Genomic DNA, 18227 nt, shown 5'->3' on the forward strand with positions numbered 1-18227 from the left:
GAAAGGATAATAGGATCATGTATACAGAACAAGAGCAGAAAGAGTATATGAAAGTATGGTTTTCACTTGCGGAAGAGGCTGGTCGGAATGGTTTTACATGGCCGAGTCTATTAGAAAATGAAGAATGGAATCAATATATGGCAACAGGTATGTATCGTATGCCAGTAAAAACTTATACTGCTATTTCAAAAGCAACAGAGGAAGTTATGTACGTGTTATATAGAACGTATCAATATATTGTCAATACAACAGAAGATTTTCAAAAACTAGGATTTCCAGCTGAAACGTGGGAAATTGCGAGAATGAAACATATTGGTTTGTTTTCATATTTTACAAGGTTTGACTTTATCGTAAATGGTGAAAATATAAAGTTAATAGAAGTAAATTGTGACACACCAACAGGTTATTTAGAGCCGTCTGTCGCAAATGAAGTGTTATGCCGTTATCACGACGTGAATCACCCAAATCATATAGAAGAGCATATTGTGCAGGCGTGGGAACAAATTAAACATGACTATAATATAGGTCCTGAAGAGACGATATATTTTACTAGTTATGATTGGCACGATGAAGATCATCAAACAGTTCAATTTTTAAGAAGCTATTGCTTAGATCAATCAACGGACTATATAGGAATACAAGATATCGTCGTTGCAGATGATGGTATATATACACCAAATGGTGAACGAATCCATTATTTATATAGACTATATCCAATCGAATATTTAGTGTCAGATACCGATAAAAATGGGAAAAGAATTGGACTTCAGCTTTTAGATCATATAGCGCAAGGAAGAGTGAAAATTATTAATCCACCTGCTGCTTTTCTTATGCAAAATAAAAGTGTACTCGCATTAATTTGGCAACTGTTCGAAGAGGGAGTTTTCTTTGAGAAAGAAGAGCGAGAAATCATTCAGAACTACTTCTTACCAACATATTTTACAAATAAACCGTTTATAGACAGAAATGTATCATATGTTTCTAAACCTTTATACGGCCGTGAAGGCGGAGGGGTATCTATATACGAAAATGATGAACTATTAGCTGAAGATAAAACGGAGTATTACTTTGAACAACGGAAAATATATCAGCAATACATAGAAATGCCTGACTATACAATTGACACATGGGATGGTCTGTATACTGGTAAACTATTAATTGGTTCACACTGTATTAGCGGGAGAGCCGCAGGGTTATTTTTACGTGTAGGCGAGAAAATAACGGGAAACTTATCGATGTTTACAGGGGTTACAATTGAAGGGTAAGAAACATATGAAAAAAAGCATTAATGGTAGAGCACTTTGAAATTAAAAGTGCTCTTTTTATTTTGAAAAAAATATTATTAAAAATCGTTGATATATACTAATTAAAGTGGGACAAATTATATAAATATTAGTATAATTCGATAGTGATATATTAAATGGAGATGCGATGATATTTAATTTATTTTTGAAATGGGGAGAAACATATGAAGAGTGAGTATATTTCCAAAACTACTTCACTTAGTACTCAAGTATTAAATCAAGGGGAGGTACTTGCAGCATTAGAACGTTCACTAGCTATGATAGAGTTTGATCCCTATGGAAAAGTAATATGGGCAAATCATAATTTTGCATATGCAATGGGCTATGAAGTGGATGAACTATTAAACAGTCATCATCGCCAGTTTTGTACTGCACAGTTTGTTCAAAGTCCAGAATATGATATCTTTTGGAGAAATTTTCGGAATGGAGTTTCATTTCAAAGGAAAATACAGAGAATTACGAAACAAGGGAAAACTATATGGCTAGAAGCGACATATACCCCTGTTGTAGATAATAATGGAGAGATTCAAGCGGTTATTAAAGTCGCTACAGATATTACTGCACGTGAAGATGGCACGGCAAAGATAACGCATGAATTGCAAGAGATGGCGGAAAATCTAAAGGAACGTGCGCAAGAAGGGATTAAGCGTAGTTATATGGTTTCCGCGGTCATTAAACAAATAGTTGAACAAACTAATGACAATATGAAATTATTACAAGAGCTTAACGAACAAACTAATATTATACGCGACATGGTGAAAACGATTAATGAAATTGCCACACAAACAAATTTATTAGCATTAAATGCTGGAATTCAGGCCGCTCATGCGGGTACTTATGGTAGTGGTTTTAATGTTGTTGCAAATGAAGTTCGTAATTTGGCAAATAAAGTTAAAAACGTAACTAAAGATGTACACTTTAATGTAGAGAATATAACTAAGCAGGTACAAAAGATTAGTGCAGGGACTCTACAATCAGAAAAGAGTGTTACTGAAAGTTACTCATGTATAGAACAAGCAGTTCATGAATTCAATGGTATTGGTGAAGCGGCCCAGAGACTCGATACACAGGCAAAAACTATAGTAGAGCAACTACAAGGGCAAAAATAACTTCCAATGTTCCTGAAGTTCGAGATTTAAATACATAAATTTTAAAATGTTTATAAGAAGCACATTTTAAAATTAAACATGCCATTTTTTTGTTGAAATGGGGCATCGTTCTCTTATAGAAAAAGAATCACTAACATAATATGTGATTCTTTTTTTAGGTGTTATATTTGTAATTGATTTTTAAGAATTTTTGTTAATTGATAAAAACTACATGTTTTTAAGAGATGTAAAACGCCCTTGCTATATATTTTAAAAATCAATTTGTTTTTATAGTTCGATATTTTATAAGTATGAAAAAATGATTAAGTTAAAAATTAAGAAAAATATGATAATATATGTATGTAGTAGTTTTAAAAAATGGGGGAACAATCGTGAAAATGAATGACATAGTGGCAAGTACACAATTGCCAAATACAATCAAAACAATTACAAATGATTTAAGAGAATTAGGGTTAGAAAAAGGAATGACGGTTATTGTGCATTCTTCGCTCAGTTCTATTGGCTGGGTATCTGGCGGAGCCGTTGCGGTAGTAGAGGCGTTAATGAAAGTTATTACGGAAGAGGGAACAATTATTATGCCAACTCAATCTTCGGATTTATCTGATCCGAAACATTGGTCAAGACCACCTGTACCTGAAGAATGGTGGCAAATTATTCGAGATAACGTCCCGGCGTTTGAGCCACATATAACACCAACAAGGGCAATGGGAAAAGTAGTTGAATGTTTTCGTACATATCCGAATGTAGTACGTAGCAACCATCCATTAGGAAGCTTTGCTGCATGGGGAAAACATGCAGAAGAAATAACGATGAATCAGTCGCTATCAATGAGTTTAGGAGAAGAATCTCCATTAAGAAAAATATATGATTTAGACGGATACATATTATTAATTGGTGTTGGATATGATTCCAATACGTCTGTACATTTATCTGAAGTACGTACTGGTGCATGTGAGTTAATAAAAGTAGGGGCACCAATTATAGAGAATGGTGCAAGAGTATGGAAAGAGTTTGTTGATATGGATTACGATTCTGATAAGTTTGTAGAAATCGGTGTAGAGTTTGAGCGAAAAGGAACTGTAACAAATGGGAAAATAGGAAATGCAACGTGCCGTCTTATGAAGCAACGAGATATCGTTGACTTTGGAACAGAATGGTTTCGTAAGAAAAATCAGTAAGGGATGGTTACAATGAAGGGGAAAAAGGTATTAATTACGAGTGGTGGTTGTTTAGAAAAATGGGACCAAGTGCGTGGTCATACGAATATGGCAAAAGGAACAATTGGTAGAATAATCGCGGAAGAATTTATAAGTAAAGGAGCACATGTTATATATTTACACGGTTATTTCGCTGAGAAACCGAATGATGTAAACAATCAATTAGAATTACACCCGTTTGAAGGAATTGTTGATTTACAAGATAAAATGAAAAGTATAATTACACATGAAAAAGTCGATGCGGTCATTATGGCAGCGGCTGGATCAGATTGGGTTGTAGACAAAATTTGTGATCAAGATGGTAATGTTCTTGATATGAATGGGAAAATTTCAAGTGATATAGCGCCAATTATTCATTTTCAAAAGGCTCCAAAAGTATTAAAGCAAATAAAAGAGTGGGATCCAGAAATCGTACTCGTTGGCTTTAAACTTGAAAGTGATGTAAATGAAGAAGAATTGTTTGAAAGAGCGAAAAATAGAATGAAAGAATCTAAGGCAAATGTAATGATTGCAAATTCACCGCATTCTTTATATTCACGCGGAGCGGTGCACTACGTAATTGGACAGGACGGTAATGGGAAGTTATGTAATGGGAAAGATGAAACGGCGAAAGAAATTGTCAAAAGGTTAGAAGTACTATGTAATCACATTACTGCTTTATAATTTTAAGTATTTGGATAAGAGTGAATCCGCATAGTATATATATATGGGTAAGCGAAACTTTAATTTATGGGAATTTTACTTTTACACAAACGTTAACCATTTAAGATGAATACATAAAATAATTGGTGAGGAGTGGATTCTATGGAACATTTATTAAAGCAAGCTATTAAACTCCGGAAAGAAAAGAAATATGCGCAGTCTAAAGAGATACTCATTGGATTAACAAACTTTACGAGGGATGCAGAAGTACTTTATCAATGTGCCTGGATACATGATGTAATGGGTCTTGAAACAGAAGCTATGCCGTATTATGAACAGGCAATTGCAAACGGTCTTGAAGGGGAATCACTTTGCGGAGCGTATATCGGTCTTGGCAGTACATATCGTTGTATAGGTGAGTATGATAAAGCAATTACTGTTTTAGAAACAGGTTTGCAGCAGTTTCCAGATAATGATGTGATGAAAGTATTTTTGTCATTAGCAAAATATAACGTTAACGATCATGAATCCGCGATGAAATTATTACTTGAAACGGTTATAAAATTAGACGAAGTTAAAGAATTTGAACGTGCGATTACATTTTATAAAGATCATTTAAACGAGGTTTTTAAATAGAGGAGTGAACGTATGAATGCCACACTATCACGAAGGCGAAAAGGTATTTGGATTGGACTCGTATCTTTAATCTTGTTATCAAATTATTTATTGTATGCCCTTCCGATTGTACCAGCCGCTCCGAAAGAAGTAGTACTTGGTTCTTTATTAGATTGTATGTTTGTAATTCCGGTTATTACATATTTCTTTATTATTCGAAAAAGATACTCATTAACGTATATATTTCCTGTAGTGATAGCTGGATATATATTTGCGAGATTTATTATTCCAAGCGACTATTTACAAGCTTTTTCAAACGTGTCTTATATTATAGTTGCAGGAGAAATTGCTTTTGTAGGTCTAGAACTATTCCTTCTCTATAAAATCGTTAAAGTGCTCCCTAATACAATCAAAAGATATAAAGAATATAGAAGAGAATATTCTTCATTTTCTTATGCGATTGATGCAGCGTTTGATGCTACTATGAAAAGAAATAAATTAGTAGATATCATTGTAACAGAGTGTAAGTTAATCTATTATGCATTTTTATCGTGGCGTGCAACAGTACCGAAAGGTGAATCTGTATACTCATATCACAAAAAGACTGGTGCAATAGGCGTATATATTATGATCATTCATGCGACCTTAATAGAAAGTATTGGTTTTCATTATTTGCTTCATCAATGGAATCCAGTAATAGCATGGATTATACTTTTATTAAACGTATATGCAATGTTTTATTTTTTAGCTGAAATACAAGCAATGCGTAAAAATCCAATTATTGTTACAGAAGAACGAGTAATCATTCAAATCGGATTAGGAAAGAAAATTGTTATACCATTTACAAAAATTGATAAAATTGCGTTTTATAAAGGCGAACCTTTAAAGAAAGAAGAAGAGAAAGAGGTTCTTGACGCAACTGTGATGGAATTTATAAAGGAACCTCCAACATTTGAAATCATACTAAAAGAGCCAGTGAAAGCTCAATTGTTATATGGATTTTCTAAAACAGTAAGTCGTGTTCACTTAAATGTTGATGAGGAACGGAAGTTTTATGATGTGGTTACGGAGAAGTTGAAACATGAATAGTGCTATTGGAGTTCCTTCTAATTTAGAAGGAGCTTTTTTGTGGGGAAGAAAATGAGTGTATACCCTAAAAAACAAGAAACGAATTGACTGAACGCTTTCTTAGTGGAAATATAAAGGGATATAATGAAAGAACTAAAATAAAAGGGGAAATAAAAAAATGAGTTGCTTACGTACGTCAGACATTGAAATTATTGAAAGAAAAATCCGATATGATGGTACAACCGTAGATCATACTTGTTTACTAATAGAAGCACAGCGGGACAAAATTGTTTTATATCATAAAGTACAGTACTCATTTACAATGGCAGCGAACGATACGAAGTTAACGATCCCGAAAGGAAGTTATACAGTTGCATATTACTGGGAAAATCGGCCATATAATTTATACGTTTGGAGAGATCAGGATGGGGATTATCTAGGTTCTTATTTTAATATTGTAAAGAATACATGTATAACGGATGAAGTGGTATCCTTTGAAGATTTAATACTTGATATTATGGTACTTCCAAGTGGAGAACTTTTTATATTAGATGAGGATGAATTACCTGTGTCGTTAGAACAATTTGAAGACGGGTATGTAGAAAAAGCTCTTCATACAGTCAAAAACACAATTCAAGAGTCGTTTCCAAAAATTATTTTAGAAACTGCTACTATTTTTAAAAGTAAATAACGTTCATCAAAAACCTAGTTGACTTATCGGAAATATTTGTATAATATGTACTTAATTCTATTACGTATTGCTGATTGGAGAAACCAAAGGCATTTTATCTATTGATAAAATGCCTTTGGTTTTTTTATTGCATAAATACTAAATCTGCTCATTTAGATGAATCATTTCAAGGAGGGGGAAAAGTGACTGTTTCAATTGATGGAGTATCAAAATATTTTTCGAAACAAACTCGTACTGTTCAAGTATTAGAAAATATTAATTTTCAATTAGAGAAAGGGGATTTTGTTACAGTAATTGGTCCGAGTGGTTGCGGAAAAAGTACACTATTAAAAATTATTGCGGGGTTAGATAACGAATTTGAAGGTAAAGTTGTTATCGATGGGGAGCAAATTGTAAAACCGAGTAAAAAGCAAGGATTTATATTTCAAGAGCATCGATTAATTGTAAAACCGAGTAAAAAGCAAGGATTTATATTTCAAGAGCATCGATTGTATCCATGGCTAACAGTGGAAGAAAACATTGCAGCTGATTTGTCATTAAAAGATAAGTATGTGAAGGATAAGGTAAAGGAATGGGTTGAAATTGTTCGGTTAGACGGTTTTGAAAAATCATATCCGAAAGAAATATCAGGCGGGATGTCACAACGTGTTGCGATTGCAAGAGCATTGCTAAGAGATCCCAATGTATTATTGCTTGATGAACCATTTGGAGCACTGGATGCATTTACCCGAAGTCATTTGCAAGAAGTACTGCTCAACATTTGGGAACAAAAAAAGACGACAATGATATTCGTTACACATGATATAGACGAAGCAATATATCTTTCAAACCGAATTATCATCATGAGTGCAAAGCCTGGGAAAATACATAAAGTTATTGAAAATAGTTTGCCTTATCCGCGAAATAAAACTTCTCAATCGTTCCAACAACTTCGAACGAAAGTGCTACATGAGTTTGAACACGGGGGACTGATTCAAACAAGTATATAGGAAAAGGGTGGAGTATATATGTATAAAAAATGTAAGGTTCTTTCTTTTGCATTAGTTATATCTTTATTTTTATTAGGATGTGAAAAAAGCACTGCAAGTAGTAAGAAAGAAGAGGTAACGATACAAATTGGTATACAGCAAGGATTAAGCCCACTCTTACTGGCACAGAAAAAAGGGTGGTTTGAAGAGGAGTTTAAAAAAGAAGGAGTTAAGGTGAAATGGACAGAGTTTCAAAGCGGACCTCCTTATTTTGAGGCAATCGCATCAAATCGGTTGGATTTTGGTGAAGTGGGGAACTCCCCAGTTATTTCAGCGCAAGCAGCAGGTATTGAATTTACTGAAATTGCCAATACAAGTTATGCGAGAAAAGGAACAGGGATTCTTGTACAAAAAGATAGCAAGATTACGAGTGTAAAAGATTTAAAAGGTAAAAAAATTGCAGTAGCAAAAGGAAGTAGCGCATTTAATTTATTATATCGAGCATTAGAAAAAGAAGGTATAAATGCGAAAGATGTAAATGTCATTCAACTGCAACCAGATGAAGCGCAGCCGGCATTTGAATCCGGATCAGTAGATGCATGGGCCATTTGGGATCCCTTTATTTCACTACATACGTTAAATAAAGGGGCAAAGGTTATTGCAGATGGTGAACTATTAAATGTTTCTTCACCAGAGTTTTTAATTGCGAGAACAAAATTTGCGAAGGAGCATCCAGAATTAGTTGAGAAATTCCTTAAAGTTTATGAAAAAGCACGTGTATGGCAAGAGTCAAACTTAGATGAAGCGATAAAAATATATACTTCTGCAAAGAAGATAGATGCTGAGATTGTAAAAGAAGTGTTTAATCACGACAAACCAATTTTAGTTCCAGTTACGAAGGAAATAATAGCAGAACAGCAAAAAACAGCGGATTTTCAATATAAGCTCGGTTCTATAAAGAAAGAAATTAAGACAGATAAAGTTGTAGATAATTCTTTCGTAGAAAAAGCGTTAAAGGCGAAGTGAAAAGAGGTTTTATAAATTGGAAAATACGAAAGCGGTTATGAAACCAACGAGGATAACGATTGAGAAAAACAATGTAAAGAAAGTGCGAAAGACGAATGTAAAAGTGCTAGTAAGAGCGATTACTATACCGATTATCGTATTAATTATTTGGCAGTTAGCTGGCGTATTCGATTTAGTTTCTAAAACAGTTTTACCAACACCATTAGATATATTACTAGCTTTTCAAGAACTTATAAAAACAGGAGAGTTATTCGGTCATTTAAGTTTCAGTGTATTCAGGGCTGCGGCTGGTTTCTTTATCGGCGGGAGTTTAGGAATTATTTTAGGAACGATTGTTGGATTTTCAACGAGAAGTGAGCAATATTTAGATCCATCTGTACAAATGTTAAGAACTGTACCTCATTTGGCAGTTGCACCACTTTTCGTATTATGGTTCGGTTTTGGCGAAACATCGAAAGTGTTATTAATTGCGGACGGTGCATTTTTCCCTTTATACGTAAATGCATTTTTAGGAATACGAGGTGTAGATTCGAAGTTATATGATGTTGCGAGAGTGTTAGAGTTTAGTAAAAGAAAATTAATTACAGAATTGATTTTACCTGCTGCATTGCCGAACTTATTACTTGGAGCAAGATTATCATTAGGAGTTGCATGGGTGAGTTTAGTAGTAGCAGAACTTATGGGATCTACAGAAGGTATTGGCTATATGATAATGGATGCAAGGCAATTTTCAAATACAGATATCGTATTTGTCGGTATTATCATCTTTGCATTCGTTGGGAAGTTTTCTGATTCACTCGTACGTTTATTAGAAGTGAAGTTTTTAAGATGGCGAGATAATTTTAAAGGTGAGGCAGGGAATTAACATATAAATTATTAGGGGTAATTTATATAGAGTTCTTTAATATACGTTTCAAATTAATAAAGGGGTGTGCAAAAAAATGGAATTATTATGGTTTATTCCGGCTTATGGAGATGGTCGATATTTAGGTACAACAAAGAGAGGAAGAGCAGCTGAATATGGTTACTATAAACAAGTTGCAGCTGCAGCTGATTATTTAGGATATTCGGGTGTATTACTTCCAACTGGTCAAGGGTGTGAAGATCCATGGGTATTAGCATCTGCACTTGCAGCCGAAACAAAGAAATTAAAATTTTTAGTAGCAGTTAGACCAGGACTTATGTCACCGACAGTTGCAGCGAGGATGGCATCGACATTTGATAGAATTTCAGATGGGAGGTTACTTATTAATGTAGTAGCTGGAGGAGATCCTGTTGAATTGCAAGGCGATGGATTGTATCTTGAACATGATGAAAGATATGAAGCAGCGGATGAATTTTTAAAAGTTTGGAAATCAACCTTACAAGGTGAAACGATCTCTTTAGAAGGAAAGCATATTAAAGTTACGGATAGTAAAGTTGTATTTCCTCCAGTTCAAACACCGTATCCACCAATTTATTTTGGCGGATCGTCTGCTGCAGGTAAAGAAGTTGCAGCTGAACATAGTGATGTATATTTAACGTGGGGAGAGCCGCCAGAGCAAGTGAAAGAGAAAATAGAAGAAGTAAGAAGGCTTGCAGAAGAGAAGGGACGTACGGTACGATTCGGCATCAGATTACATGTAATTGTAAGAGAAACAGAGGTAGAAGCATGGGAAGAGGCTGAAAAGTTAATTCAATATGTAGATAATGAAACAGTTGAGCTTGCTCAAAAAACATTTGCAAGATATGATTCTGTCGGACAAAAACGAATGACACATTTAAATAAAGGTACGAGAGAGTCGTTAGAGATAAGTCCTAACTTATGGGCTGGCATTGGGCTTGTAAGAGGTGGTGCTGGTACTGCGCTTGTTGGAGATCCGCATACAGTAGCAGAAAGAATAAAAGAATAAAAGAATATGAAGCGTTAGGAATTGATACGTTTGTATTATCAGGATACCCCCATTTAGAAGAGGCATATGAAGTCGCAGAACTGTTATTTCCTTTATTGAAAGACGAGAAGAAACAAGAAAATAAAATTGTTGGTGAAATGATAGCTGATGCATATGCATTAAAAAAATAGTGAGAATTAAAGTTTCACCTAAGTTTTGCTTCATTTTGTTTACTGCCTGTTAATACAGGATGAAAAAACCCGCAAGTATTTCACTTGCGGGTTTTCATCGTAAACTATTAGAAAATATGGTAAAATTAAATAGTAACTTAAGGTACGGTTGGTTGTTCAATTATCACTTCTCCGAATAGGAGGGGGGTGATAATACGTGAGTGAAATAGCGTTGCTACTGCAGGGTGGACTGTTTCTCGTTGCATTGTTAACGTTCGTCGTCGTTTTAATAGACAAGCTCAAAAAATAACAACCCACCTATGCCAATAGAATGTGGGTTGTTTTGTTTGTAAGAAACAAATAGGATAAATGAACAATCCAATCTGCTAAGTTACGTGGACTAGTGTGTAGCCGCACACTGGTCTTTTTTATTTATTTACAATTAATAATTGGTTTATGTGATTGTATTGTTCTTTTCATACTTATTATAACACAGTGTCTTTTCGTCAAGAAAGGAGACCGTATGTTCTGATTTCGATTAAATAGTAGGTTTTTTTTCTTTAAATAGCCCATCCATATACTGTTTTAAAGTTTGGACATAAAATTCCTGCCTATTTACATCATTTATGCCGACAATTGGAGATGAAAGTTCATATCTCTTTTCTGATAAATGAACGACAACGTCAAATATATCAAATAGACGAATGAAACAGAACAGGCCATCTTTATCACTTAATAAAATAAAGTAATGGTTCTCGCTATTTGTATTTAATGTATTCCATAAAGAACTTTTACTTAAATCGCGAACTATACTTTTTTCTTTTAATTCCACAAAATCGGCATTTGATAGAATGTTAGAAATATCAATCGCATCTGGATCTTCAAAATAGCCATCAACTGCTTGTACAGCGAAAGTATAAGCCATTTTTAATACACTCATTTTGTATTTACGGTTATCTAAAAGTAATTCACGTTGAATAGAGCTAGCTACTTTCGTTACACGTTCTTCTTTCCAAATTTCATTATGTAGTGAAATATCGTGCTTTTTACATAGTTTCATAATTAATGCATTGGAATAAAGTATTTCATCACTTACTTCAACAACATCTGTCTCAGCAGCCGCAAGTTCCTCACCATGTTCATTCGTATAGAGCGGGGAATCAATTTGTTTTTTCATTTGCTCAATCTTAAATTGACTTAATTTATGCCGAATTAAGGGACGATCAATATTTGTTGTCATTTGTTCATGGCAAGTATCACAAATTGAGTTTGTGAAATAATATCCACATAATATTTCGGGGATGACATATTGTTCACTAAGTTCTTTCGTATCTTTTCTGCATATGATGCATTGTGTCATTTTTATCACCTTTACCTGCAAATTTGTATGTAATCTCATTGTAGTGTATTTATTGGTATTTTGGAATATTGTAAAGGAAAATATTATGTGAAATTCTTGCTTATTTTGGTACAATGAAGAGAAGTGCTAGTTTAAAGGAGGACGTTTTTTTGAAATCGAAAGTGCACTTTTGGACATTAGAAGTGCTAATGGTTGTAGCGATCATATTTATTTGCACAAAAATATCGTTTCTATTTCAACCGATTGGTATCTTCATATCAACGTTGTTTTTCCCAATCTTAATCGCGTTATTTTTATACTTCATATTTAACCCATTGTTAGTCTTTTTGGAGAATAAAAAAGTACCTAGAAATTTAGCGATTTTACTGTTATATCTTTTTATTATAACATTAACTGCAGTTGGAGTTGGGGTAGTTGTTCCAACGATCTCACAACAGTTAATGGATTTAGTAAAAAATATGCCCGGTTATATTAAAGAGGGAAAACTATACATACAAGATTTATCCCATCACAGATTATTTGAATGGTTATCTACACAAAACTACGTTTCCATTGAAACAATTGAGAAAAACGCAATTGAATACTTAAAGGATATACCAAACACGATTACGTCGAGTGCAACGGCTTTATTTGGTATTATCACAAACGTTGCATTAGTTATCTTCACAGTACCGTTTATTTTATTTTATATGTTTAAAGATGGACATGCGTTTCCAGGGAAAGCAGTTAGTCTATTACCTGAGTCTTACCGTGAAGAAGGACTTCGTATCATTAAGGAAACGAACGAAACATTATCTGCATATATTCAAGGGCAAGCGCTCGTTTGTATATTTGTAGGTGCTTTTACTTTTATCGGTTATTTAATTATCGATTTACCGTACGCTTTCGTTTTAGGAATCATAGCAGCATTTACAAATATCATTCCTAACTTAGGTCCATTTATCGGTGCAGCACCAGCTGTTATTGTAGGTCTGTTCGTATCTCCGATGCAAGCGTTGTACGTAATTATTATCGTAACAATTGTACAACAGTTTGAAAGTAACATCATTTCACCGCGTATTATGAGTTCAAAATTAAATATCCATCCGTTAACAATTATTATTTTAATTTTAGGGGTAGGTAACTTTGCGGGAATTATCGGAATGATTTTGGCAGTACCAGTTTATGCAGTAACAAAGACAGTTGTATCGAACTTAGTGAGATTGTTTAAGACGAAACGAAGTAATCGAAAATAGTATAAGTTGAGAAAGATACACCGCTTTTTAAGTGGTGTATCTTTTGTTTGTTAATCAATGTAAAAAAGTGTATGCATAAACTTTTATTATATATTTATTACATATCAAATATAAAGATAAACTTGTATGATATAGCCTCAATAAAACTATGTGGAATCCCTCTGAACTATCCAAATCATTTCCTTACAGCGTGCTAGCAACATCATAATCGACCCCTTTCAAATTTTATATTTTTAAAAGATTATAGATGAGAGTAGTACTTGCTTCTACGATCTCGAATTTCGTCTATAACCTGTTTATATTGTTGTTCTTGTTTTAATTCCGCATCAGAATAGTTTTTTTTCTGAATTGTAATTGTTAAAAAGAAAAGGTGAAACTTCATGATACATTCCTCCTTTCGAAAGAAATTATAGATGGCTACAGTAGTGACTTTGACGTTCTTTTACATCCTCCATAGCTTTATTAATTTGATGGTCATGCAATATCTCACTGTCTGAGAACTTAGTTTTTTGAATGGTGATCGTTAAAAAGAATACTTTAAATTTCATTACATATTGCCCCTTTAAAAGTTATTTAGAAAAGACGGCTGTAATAAGAAGCTTGACGCTCTTTCACTTCGTCCATAATAGTTTGAATGTGTTGCTCACGCAAAATCTCACTTTGAGAAAGCTTACGTTTTTGAATGGTGATTGTTAAAAAGAATGCTTTGAATTTCATGAAGGTATTGCTCCTTTAAAAGTTATTTAGAAAAGACGGCTGTAATAAGAAGCTTGGTGCTCTTTCACTTCGTCCATAATAGTTTGAATGTGTTGCTCACGCAAAATCTCATTCTGTGAAAGCTTACGTTTTTGAATGGTGATTGTTAAAAAGAATGCTTTAAATTTCATGAATGTAATGCTCCTTTAAAATATATTTTTAATACATTTGCGTATAGTATGAACTTTTAATGTCAGTCATTTTATCAGTCAGTTGTTTTAATTGTTGTTTACGAATGATTTCATCTTCAGATAAAGTGTTTTTCTGAAGTGCAGTTGTAAAAAAGAAAATATGAAAAGTCATAAATGAATTCCTCCTTTCGAAAAGGAATTACAGGTGATCACAATAAAGCGCTTGGCGCTCCTTAACATCATTCATAGCTTTTTCAATTTGCTCATTATGAAAAATTTCATCTTTGGAAATTGTATTTCTTTGAATCGTAATACTTAAAAACAATACGCTAATAGTCATCGAATGTTGCTCCTTTCTTTAAAAAATAATATAAGAGGCTAAAAAATCGCACAAAAAAGCCACAGGAAGATATAGTTCTCCTATGGCTGGGCATCAAAAAGCCACAGGAAAGTATACGACCTCCTGTGGCGAATTTATGAATTAATAGAAATAAAGTGCGATTTTCAATTCTCCATTAGGGTGGTCGAATTCATATTTAATTGTCCGAAAAACAAAGGTGCAGTTAACGCTAAAGTTAAAGCATGTAATTGTAATTTCATCATTTCCTTCGACCTCCTTTTAGAATTTTTTCTTACGTTAGTAAGTATATACAATTAATGGATAATTGTAAACATAAAAATTGAAAATTTTTAATTTTGATTAAAGTGCGTATATTTTAAAGGGTTTTGAGAAGAAGTATTGTAATGAACGAAATATCGATAAAAATGGGGGATGCTAAATGAAATATATGCATCGTAATGTGGTTGTTATGCTAACAATTTTTTTACTTATTACTGCTTGTTCTAGCGGAGAAAGAATAAAAGAAATATCTGATATTGAACCTGGTGTTTTTAAGAAATATGCTGGGACATATGTTGGTAATAACTCAGATGTGGTTGCAATTGTTAATCATTTACCCGGTGGTGAAACATTTCAAAGTATAAGTTTGGAGAATGAAAGTATAAAGGTGAACTATGGTGCACGAGGGAATGGAGCCCTTACAGAAGATATGGTTGAGACGTATTGGTTTGATAGTAAGGATACGATGAAGAAGAATTTTCTCTTTAACGTTATTTATGTAGCGATTTTAGTACCAAATGCGAAAAGTTACGAGTTTCAAGTAGAAAATAAAAATTTTGCGATAAAGAGAGAAGAAATACTATCAATCATGTATGAAAAATTTGATGATTTTCCAAAAGAAAATGATATATGGGATACAAAGAAAGTAGTAAAGTTCCTTAACGATAATAACGAAAAAATTAGACTGCTTATAAATGATAAAGATTTTCGGAAAGATTTATTTGTTAAATATCCGGTGCAGCAGTTGTAATAAAATGAAAAGAGTTTGAGAACAAGAGTTGAAACTTTGGAATTTTAGAAAAGAGAGTCATTCTTAAACGAATGACTCTCTTTTTTTGTAAAAGAAATTTATGGAAATAAATAATTTAATGTGATATGGTTAATTGCATAAGTAATGAACCTATTAACCTAAGGTGGTGTAATTGTGAAACCTACTCTGGAGCAAAATAAATTAATATACTTACAAATTGCAGAAACGATTGAATCTGATATTTTAAAAGACATATTACTTGAAGAAGAACAAGTTCCATCAACAAATCAATTTGCGAAGATGTTACAAATCAATCCAGCTACTGCAGCTAAAGGGGTAAATGTATTAGTGGATGAAGGGATTCTATATAAAAAGAGAGGGATCGGGATGTTTGTTGCAAAGGGAGCGAAAGAAGTCGTACTTAAAAAAAGACAAAATACTTTTATGACTGAATATTTACCTAAAGTGTGGGAAGAAGCAAAAGTACTAGAAATATCCAAAGACGAATTGATGGATATGATTCAAAAAATTATGAAGGAAGGGAAATAGGGATGATTGCACTTAAAACGAAGGATGTAACGAAAAAATATAAAAAGAAAGTAGCGATAAATGAAGTAACGATTTCTTTGGAAGAGCATAAAATATATGGTTTGCTCGGTAGAAACGGAGCAGGAAAAACGACTCTATTAAATTTACTTGCAGGCCAAATTACTTCAAGTAGTGGTAGCGTATCAATATTTGGTGAAAATGTTTTTGAAAATAGTAAAGCGATGCAAAATATTTGTTTTGTTAAAGTGAAAGAAGCTGCATATCTAAATAATAAAATTAAAGAAATTTTTAATTTATGTAACATGTTTTATAAAAACTGGGATCAAGAGTTTGCTGAAGAACTTGCTAGGAAGTTCCAACTTGATTTGAAAGAAAAATACCATAAACTATCACATGGAATGCAAACTGTTGTAGGAATTATTCAAGGATTAGCAAGTAGGGCGCCAATTACCATTTTTGATGAACCAACTACAGGTTTAGACGCAGCACATCGCGAGTTGTTTTATAGTTTACTACTAGAAGATTACGGTGAGTATCCACGAACAATTATATTATCAACACATTTAGTAGAAGAAGTAACCCATGTTATTGAAGATGTAATCATCATAAAAGAAGGAAGGCTGGTTGTTCAATCATCAGTGGAAGATTTATTACAACAAGCTCATATTATTTCAGGGAAAAAAGATAAAGTAGATGAATTTTCGATTAATAAAAAAGTAATAAATCGAGAAGTTTATGGAAATAAAGGGATTGCTATTATATGGGAAAAACTTTCTAATGAAGATTATTACTCTCTTGAAAAAGAAGGTTTAGTAATTGATAGAATTACATTACAAAAACTGTTTATACACATAACGGGTGGTGAAGTGAAATGACGATGTTAATGAAGCAGTTGAAGTTACATATAAAATATCATTATAAAGCCATTCTTATCTTTTGGATTGTAGCATTACTTATAAAAGGGACAATGACTGCAACGGATTTAAAGGGAATAAAGGTAGCGTTTTTACATGATATCTTCAATAATTCATCAATTGCAATCGTAATGTTTATTGTGATAAGTGTGTTTTTAATTCAACTTGATATTTTTCCTACAGTCGTCTCGTTTAGTGTCACTAGGTTACAATTCTTGATTGGTTCAATATGTTTTATTTTATTGCAGTCTGCATTGTTTTCAGGTCTGCAAGTTTTATTTTTACAAGGTACATTTTATAAAACAGAACAGATAAATTTCGGATCAAATGCAATCGAACAATTCTTTGTCCAGTTCATATTTTATACTACATTAGCTTGTTTATTTCAATCAACAACAATTTTTCAGAAGAGATTTAATTGGTTTGGATTAGCTTTTAGTATAATATTTTTATTCGGATTGGCTAGTACAATGTATGCAGGGATAGGAATAAAAGAATTGGTATTTATTAATAGTAAAATGTTACTAGAAATACCTAATTTCATATCAGTTTCGATTGTTCTTATTTTCATATATATTGTAATTAGCGCCCTATTTATTCGTAAGGTTTCGTTTGAAGATACAATTTAAATACAATTATTTTAGGGGAGAAGGAAGAGTAAATGAGAGATACTTCTTCATTAATAACCGTCTTTTTATGCATTGCACTATTTATATTTTGGCGTCGTTACCGATCTATGCATAAGCCAATAAAGGGGACGGGGAAAAGTATTTTGTGGCCATTACTATTTTTAACACCGGGTATTTTATTGTTTTTTGGTCCAGTACATCCAGCTATATTACAAGTGACTATAGCTGGATCCATTGGGGTGATTTTCGCAATCCCACTTATATTTCTAACAAACTATGAGCGAAGAGAAGACGGAAACATTTATACGAAAAAAAGTGCTGCCTTTTTAATTACTTTTATTGCACTTGTCGTTTTGAGATACGGTTCAAGACAATATATTGTTGACTTAGATCAGCAAACGATTGGTTTATTATTTTACGTCGTTGCAGTATCGTATATCATTCCGTGGAGAATTGCTTGTTATATAAAGTTTAGGAAAGTTTGGCGGGAAAATAGTAATCATGCTATATGAAAACTTCTCATTTGAGAAGTTTTTTATTTTTACATGTAAGCAAAACAATTTGTTGAAGTGCAAGGCTGTCATAGCATATGATACATATTA

Annotated in this window: 24 protein-coding genes and 1 pseudogene; 18 read left to right on the forward strand and 7 right to left on the reverse strand. The window is 33.1% G+C overall.

The window, feature by feature from the left end; genetic code table 11:
• The first annotated feature begins 17 nt into the window (after positions 1–17).
• From MKO96_RS00180 to MKO96_RS00235, 12 genes and pseudogenes are all read left to right on the forward strand, one after another.
• Positions 18–1265: a glutathionylspermidine synthase family protein gene (locus MKO96_RS00180; RefSeq protein WP_240586243.1), complete on the forward strand. Its 1248-nt coding sequence runs from the start codon at positions 18–20 to the stop codon at positions 1263–1265.
• Positions 1266–1468: 203 nt separating this feature from the next.
• Positions 1469–2413: a methyl-accepting chemotaxis protein gene (locus MKO96_RS00185; protein WP_240586244.1), complete on the forward strand. Its 945-nt coding sequence runs from the start codon at positions 1469–1471 to the stop codon at positions 2411–2413.
• A gap of 377 nt (positions 2414–2790) precedes the next feature.
• Entirely contained in the window at positions 2791–3591 is an 801-nt protein-coding gene (gene aacC, locus MKO96_RS00190; RefSeq protein ID WP_131233603.1) for a BA2930 family N-acetyltransferase, read from the forward strand.
• A gap of 12 nt (positions 3592–3603) precedes the next feature.
• Positions 3604–4293, forward strand: a complete 690-nt coding sequence (locus MKO96_RS00195; protein ID WP_240586245.1) for a phosphopantothenoylcysteine decarboxylase domain-containing protein — start codon at positions 3604–3606, stop codon at positions 4291–4293.
• 141 nt (positions 4294–4434) lie between these two features.
• The gene (locus MKO96_RS00200) at positions 4435–4908 is read left to right on the forward strand and encodes a tetratricopeptide repeat protein (RefSeq protein ID WP_240586246.1); all 474 of its coding nucleotides are present in this window, start codon (positions 4435–4437) and stop codon (positions 4906–4908) included.
• 12 nt (positions 4909–4920) lie between these two features.
• A complete protein-coding gene (locus MKO96_RS00205) occupies positions 4921–5976 on the forward strand; it encodes a hypothetical protein (RefSeq protein WP_240586247.1) in 1056 nt (351 codons plus the stop codon).
• A gap of 157 nt (positions 5977–6133) precedes the next feature.
• A complete protein-coding gene (locus MKO96_RS00210) occupies positions 6134–6646 on the forward strand; it encodes a ribonuclease FAU-1 family protein (RefSeq protein WP_240586248.1) in 513 nt (170 codons plus the stop codon).
• Between the two features lie 182 nt (positions 6647–6828).
• Entirely contained in the window at positions 6829–7635 is an 807-nt protein-coding gene (locus MKO96_RS00215; protein ID WP_240586249.1) for an ABC transporter ATP-binding protein, read from the forward strand.
• 18 nt (positions 7636–7653) lie between these two features.
• Entirely contained in the window at positions 7654–8640 is a 987-nt protein-coding gene (locus tag MKO96_RS00220) for an aliphatic sulfonate ABC transporter substrate-binding protein (protein WP_240586250.1), read from the forward strand.
• A gap of 16 nt (positions 8641–8656) precedes the next feature.
• On the forward strand, positions 8657–9505 hold the full coding sequence (locus tag MKO96_RS00225) for an ABC transporter permease (RefSeq protein ID WP_240586251.1): 849 nt from the start codon (positions 8657–8659) through the stop codon (positions 9503–9505).
• A gap of 76 nt (positions 9506–9581) precedes the next feature.
• Positions 9582–10702 (forward strand): annotated as a pseudogene (gene ssuD, locus MKO96_RS00230) (FMNH2-dependent alkanesulfonate monooxygenase).
• Positions 10703–10898: 196 nt separating this feature from the next.
• Complete coding sequence (locus MKO96_RS00235; RefSeq protein WP_001289320.1) at positions 10899–10991, forward strand: putative holin-like toxin; 93 nt, start codon at positions 10899–10901, stop codon at positions 10989–10991.
• A gap of 228 nt (positions 10992–11219) precedes the next feature.
• On the opposite strand, the gene MKO96_RS00240 is transcribed toward MKO96_RS00235, so the two are convergent.
• A complete protein-coding gene (locus tag MKO96_RS00240; RefSeq protein ID WP_240586252.1) occupies positions 11220–12041 on the reverse strand; it encodes an HNH endonuclease in 822 nt (273 codons plus the stop codon).
• Positions 12042–12190: 149 nt separating this feature from the next.
• Between MKO96_RS00240 and MKO96_RS00245 the strand changes: the two genes are divergently transcribed.
• Complete coding sequence (locus MKO96_RS00245; protein ID WP_000837880.1) at positions 12191–13276, forward strand: AI-2E family transporter; 1086 nt, start codon at positions 12191–12193, stop codon at positions 13274–13276.
• Positions 13277–13517: 241 nt separating this feature from the next.
• On the opposite strand, the gene MKO96_RS00250 is transcribed toward MKO96_RS00245, so the two are convergent.
• From MKO96_RS00250 to MKO96_RS00275, 6 genes are read right to left on the reverse strand one after another with little or no spacing between them, the layout of a single operon-like run.
• A complete protein-coding gene (locus MKO96_RS00250; protein WP_064473550.1) occupies positions 13518–13658 on the reverse strand; it encodes a YrzI family small protein in 141 nt (46 codons plus the stop codon).
• Between the two features lie 25 nt (positions 13659–13683).
• A complete protein-coding gene (locus tag MKO96_RS00255; RefSeq protein WP_000669812.1) occupies positions 13684–13824 on the reverse strand; it encodes a YrzI family small protein in 141 nt (46 codons plus the stop codon).
• Between the two features lie 25 nt (positions 13825–13849).
• Positions 13850–13993 carry a YrzI family small protein gene (locus MKO96_RS00260; protein WP_000668983.1) on the reverse strand — a complete coding sequence of 48 codons (144 nt, stop codon included), beginning with the start codon at positions 13991–13993 and terminating at the stop codon, positions 13850–13852.
• A 26-nt stretch (positions 13994–14019) separates the two neighbouring features.
• Positions 14020–14163, reverse strand: a complete 144-nt coding sequence (locus tag MKO96_RS00265) for a YrzI family small protein (RefSeq protein ID WP_000668975.1) — start codon at positions 14161–14163, stop codon at positions 14020–14022.
• A gap of 28 nt (positions 14164–14191) precedes the next feature.
• A complete protein-coding gene (locus MKO96_RS00270; protein WP_087980752.1) occupies positions 14192–14335 on the reverse strand; it encodes a YrzI family small protein in 144 nt (47 codons plus the stop codon).
• 27 nt (positions 14336–14362) lie between these two features.
• Positions 14363–14503 (reverse strand): YrzI family small protein, encoded by a 141-nt coding sequence (locus MKO96_RS00275; protein WP_000156189.1) that lies wholly within the window; start codon positions 14501–14503, stop codon positions 14363–14365.
• A gap of 439 nt (positions 14504–14942) precedes the next feature.
• On the opposite strand from MKO96_RS00275, the gene MKO96_RS00280 reads away from it, so the two are divergent.
• The 5 genes from MKO96_RS00280 (at position 14943) to MKO96_RS00300 (ending at position 18137) form a co-directional block, all read left to right on the forward strand.
• On the forward strand, positions 14943–15533 hold the full coding sequence (locus tag MKO96_RS00280; protein ID WP_240586253.1) for a DUF4825 domain-containing protein: 591 nt from the start codon (positions 14943–14945) through the stop codon (positions 15531–15533).
• Between the two features lie 174 nt (positions 15534–15707).
• Positions 15708–16082: a GntR family transcriptional regulator gene (locus tag MKO96_RS00285; protein WP_087980749.1), complete on the forward strand. Its 375-nt coding sequence runs from the start codon at positions 15708–15710 to the stop codon at positions 16080–16082.
• Positions 16083–16084: 2 nt separating this feature from the next.
• Positions 16085–16957, forward strand: a complete 873-nt coding sequence (locus tag MKO96_RS00290) for an ABC transporter ATP-binding protein (protein WP_240586254.1) — start codon at positions 16085–16087, stop codon at positions 16955–16957.
• Positions 16954–17625 carry a DUF4052 family protein gene (locus MKO96_RS00295; RefSeq protein WP_240586255.1) on the forward strand — a complete coding sequence of 224 codons (672 nt, stop codon included), beginning with the start codon at positions 16954–16956 and terminating at the stop codon, positions 17623–17625. Before MKO96_RS00290 ends, MKO96_RS00295 begins: the two co-directional genes overlap by 4 nt.
• 32 nt (positions 17626–17657) lie before the next feature.
• Positions 17658–18137: a CcdC family protein gene (locus MKO96_RS00300; RefSeq protein WP_240586256.1), complete on the forward strand. Its 480-nt coding sequence runs from the start codon at positions 17658–17660 to the stop codon at positions 18135–18137.
• Positions 18138–18227 lie beyond the last annotated feature (90 nt).

This window comes from Bacillus sp. ES1-5 (assembly GCF_022487605.1).
In the GTDB taxonomy this organism is placed as follows: domain Bacteria; phylum Bacillota; class Bacilli; order Bacillales; family Bacillaceae_G; genus Bacillus_A; species Bacillus_A wiedmannii.

Excerpts from the sequence above, each read along its gene's own strand:
- MKO96_RS00180 (WP_240586243.1), top strand. The coding sequence starts at position 18 with ATGTATACAGAACAAGAGCAGAAAGAGTATATGAAAGTATGGTTTTCA.
- MKO96_RS00185 (WP_240586244.1), top strand. The coding sequence starts at position 1,469 with ATGAAGAGTGAGTATATTTCCAAAACTACTTCACTTAGTACTCAAGTA.
- aacC (WP_131233603.1), top strand. The coding sequence starts at position 2,791 with ATGAATGACATAGTGGCAAGTACACAATTGCCAAATACAATCAAAACA.
- MKO96_RS00195 (WP_240586245.1), top strand. The coding sequence starts at position 3,604 with ATGAAGGGGAAAAAGGTATTAATTACGAGTGGTGGTTGTTTAGAAAAA.
- MKO96_RS00200 (WP_240586246.1), top strand. The coding sequence starts at position 4,435 with ATGGAACATTTATTAAAGCAAGCTATTAAACTCCGGAAAGAAAAGAAA.
- MKO96_RS00205 (WP_240586247.1), top strand. The coding sequence starts at position 4,921 with ATGAATGCCACACTATCACGAAGGCGAAAAGGTATTTGGATTGGACTC.
- MKO96_RS00210 (WP_240586248.1), top strand. The coding sequence starts at position 6,134 with ATGAGTTGCTTACGTACGTCAGACATTGAAATTATTGAAAGAAAAATC.
- MKO96_RS00220 (WP_240586250.1), top strand. The coding sequence starts at position 7,654 with ATGTATAAAAAATGTAAGGTTCTTTCTTTTGCATTAGTTATATCTTTA.
- MKO96_RS00240 (WP_240586252.1), bottom strand. The coding sequence starts at position 12,041 with ATGACACAATGCATCATATGCAGAAAAGATACGAAAGAACTTAGTGAA.
- MKO96_RS00250 (WP_064473550.1), bottom strand. The coding sequence starts at position 13,658 with ATGAAGTTTCACCTTTTCTTTTTAACAATTACAATTCAGAAAAAAAAC.
- MKO96_RS00255 (WP_000669812.1), bottom strand. The coding sequence starts at position 13,824 with ATGAAATTTAAAGTATTCTTTTTAACGATCACCATTCAAAAAACTAAG.
- MKO96_RS00260 (WP_000668983.1), bottom strand. The coding sequence starts at position 13,993 with ATGAAATTCAAAGCATTCTTTTTAACAATCACCATTCAAAAACGTAAG.
- MKO96_RS00265 (WP_000668975.1), bottom strand. The coding sequence starts at position 14,163 with ATGAAATTTAAAGCATTCTTTTTAACAATCACCATTCAAAAACGTAAG.
- MKO96_RS00270 (WP_087980752.1), bottom strand. The coding sequence starts at position 14,335 with ATGACTTTTCATATTTTCTTTTTTACAACTGCACTTCAGAAAAACACT.
- MKO96_RS00275 (WP_000156189.1), bottom strand. The coding sequence starts at position 14,503 with ATGACTATTAGCGTATTGTTTTTAAGTATTACGATTCAAAGAAATACA.
- MKO96_RS00280 (WP_240586253.1), top strand. The coding sequence starts at position 14,943 with ATGAAATATATGCATCGTAATGTGGTTGTTATGCTAACAATTTTTTTA.
- MKO96_RS00290 (WP_240586254.1), top strand. The coding sequence starts at position 16,085 with ATGATTGCACTTAAAACGAAGGATGTAACGAAAAAATATAAAAAGAAA.
- MKO96_RS00295 (WP_240586255.1), top strand. The coding sequence starts at position 16,954 with ATGACGATGTTAATGAAGCAGTTGAAGTTACATATAAAATATCATTAT.
- MKO96_RS00300 (WP_240586256.1), top strand. The coding sequence starts at position 17,658 with ATGAGAGATACTTCTTCATTAATAACCGTCTTTTTATGCATTGCACTA.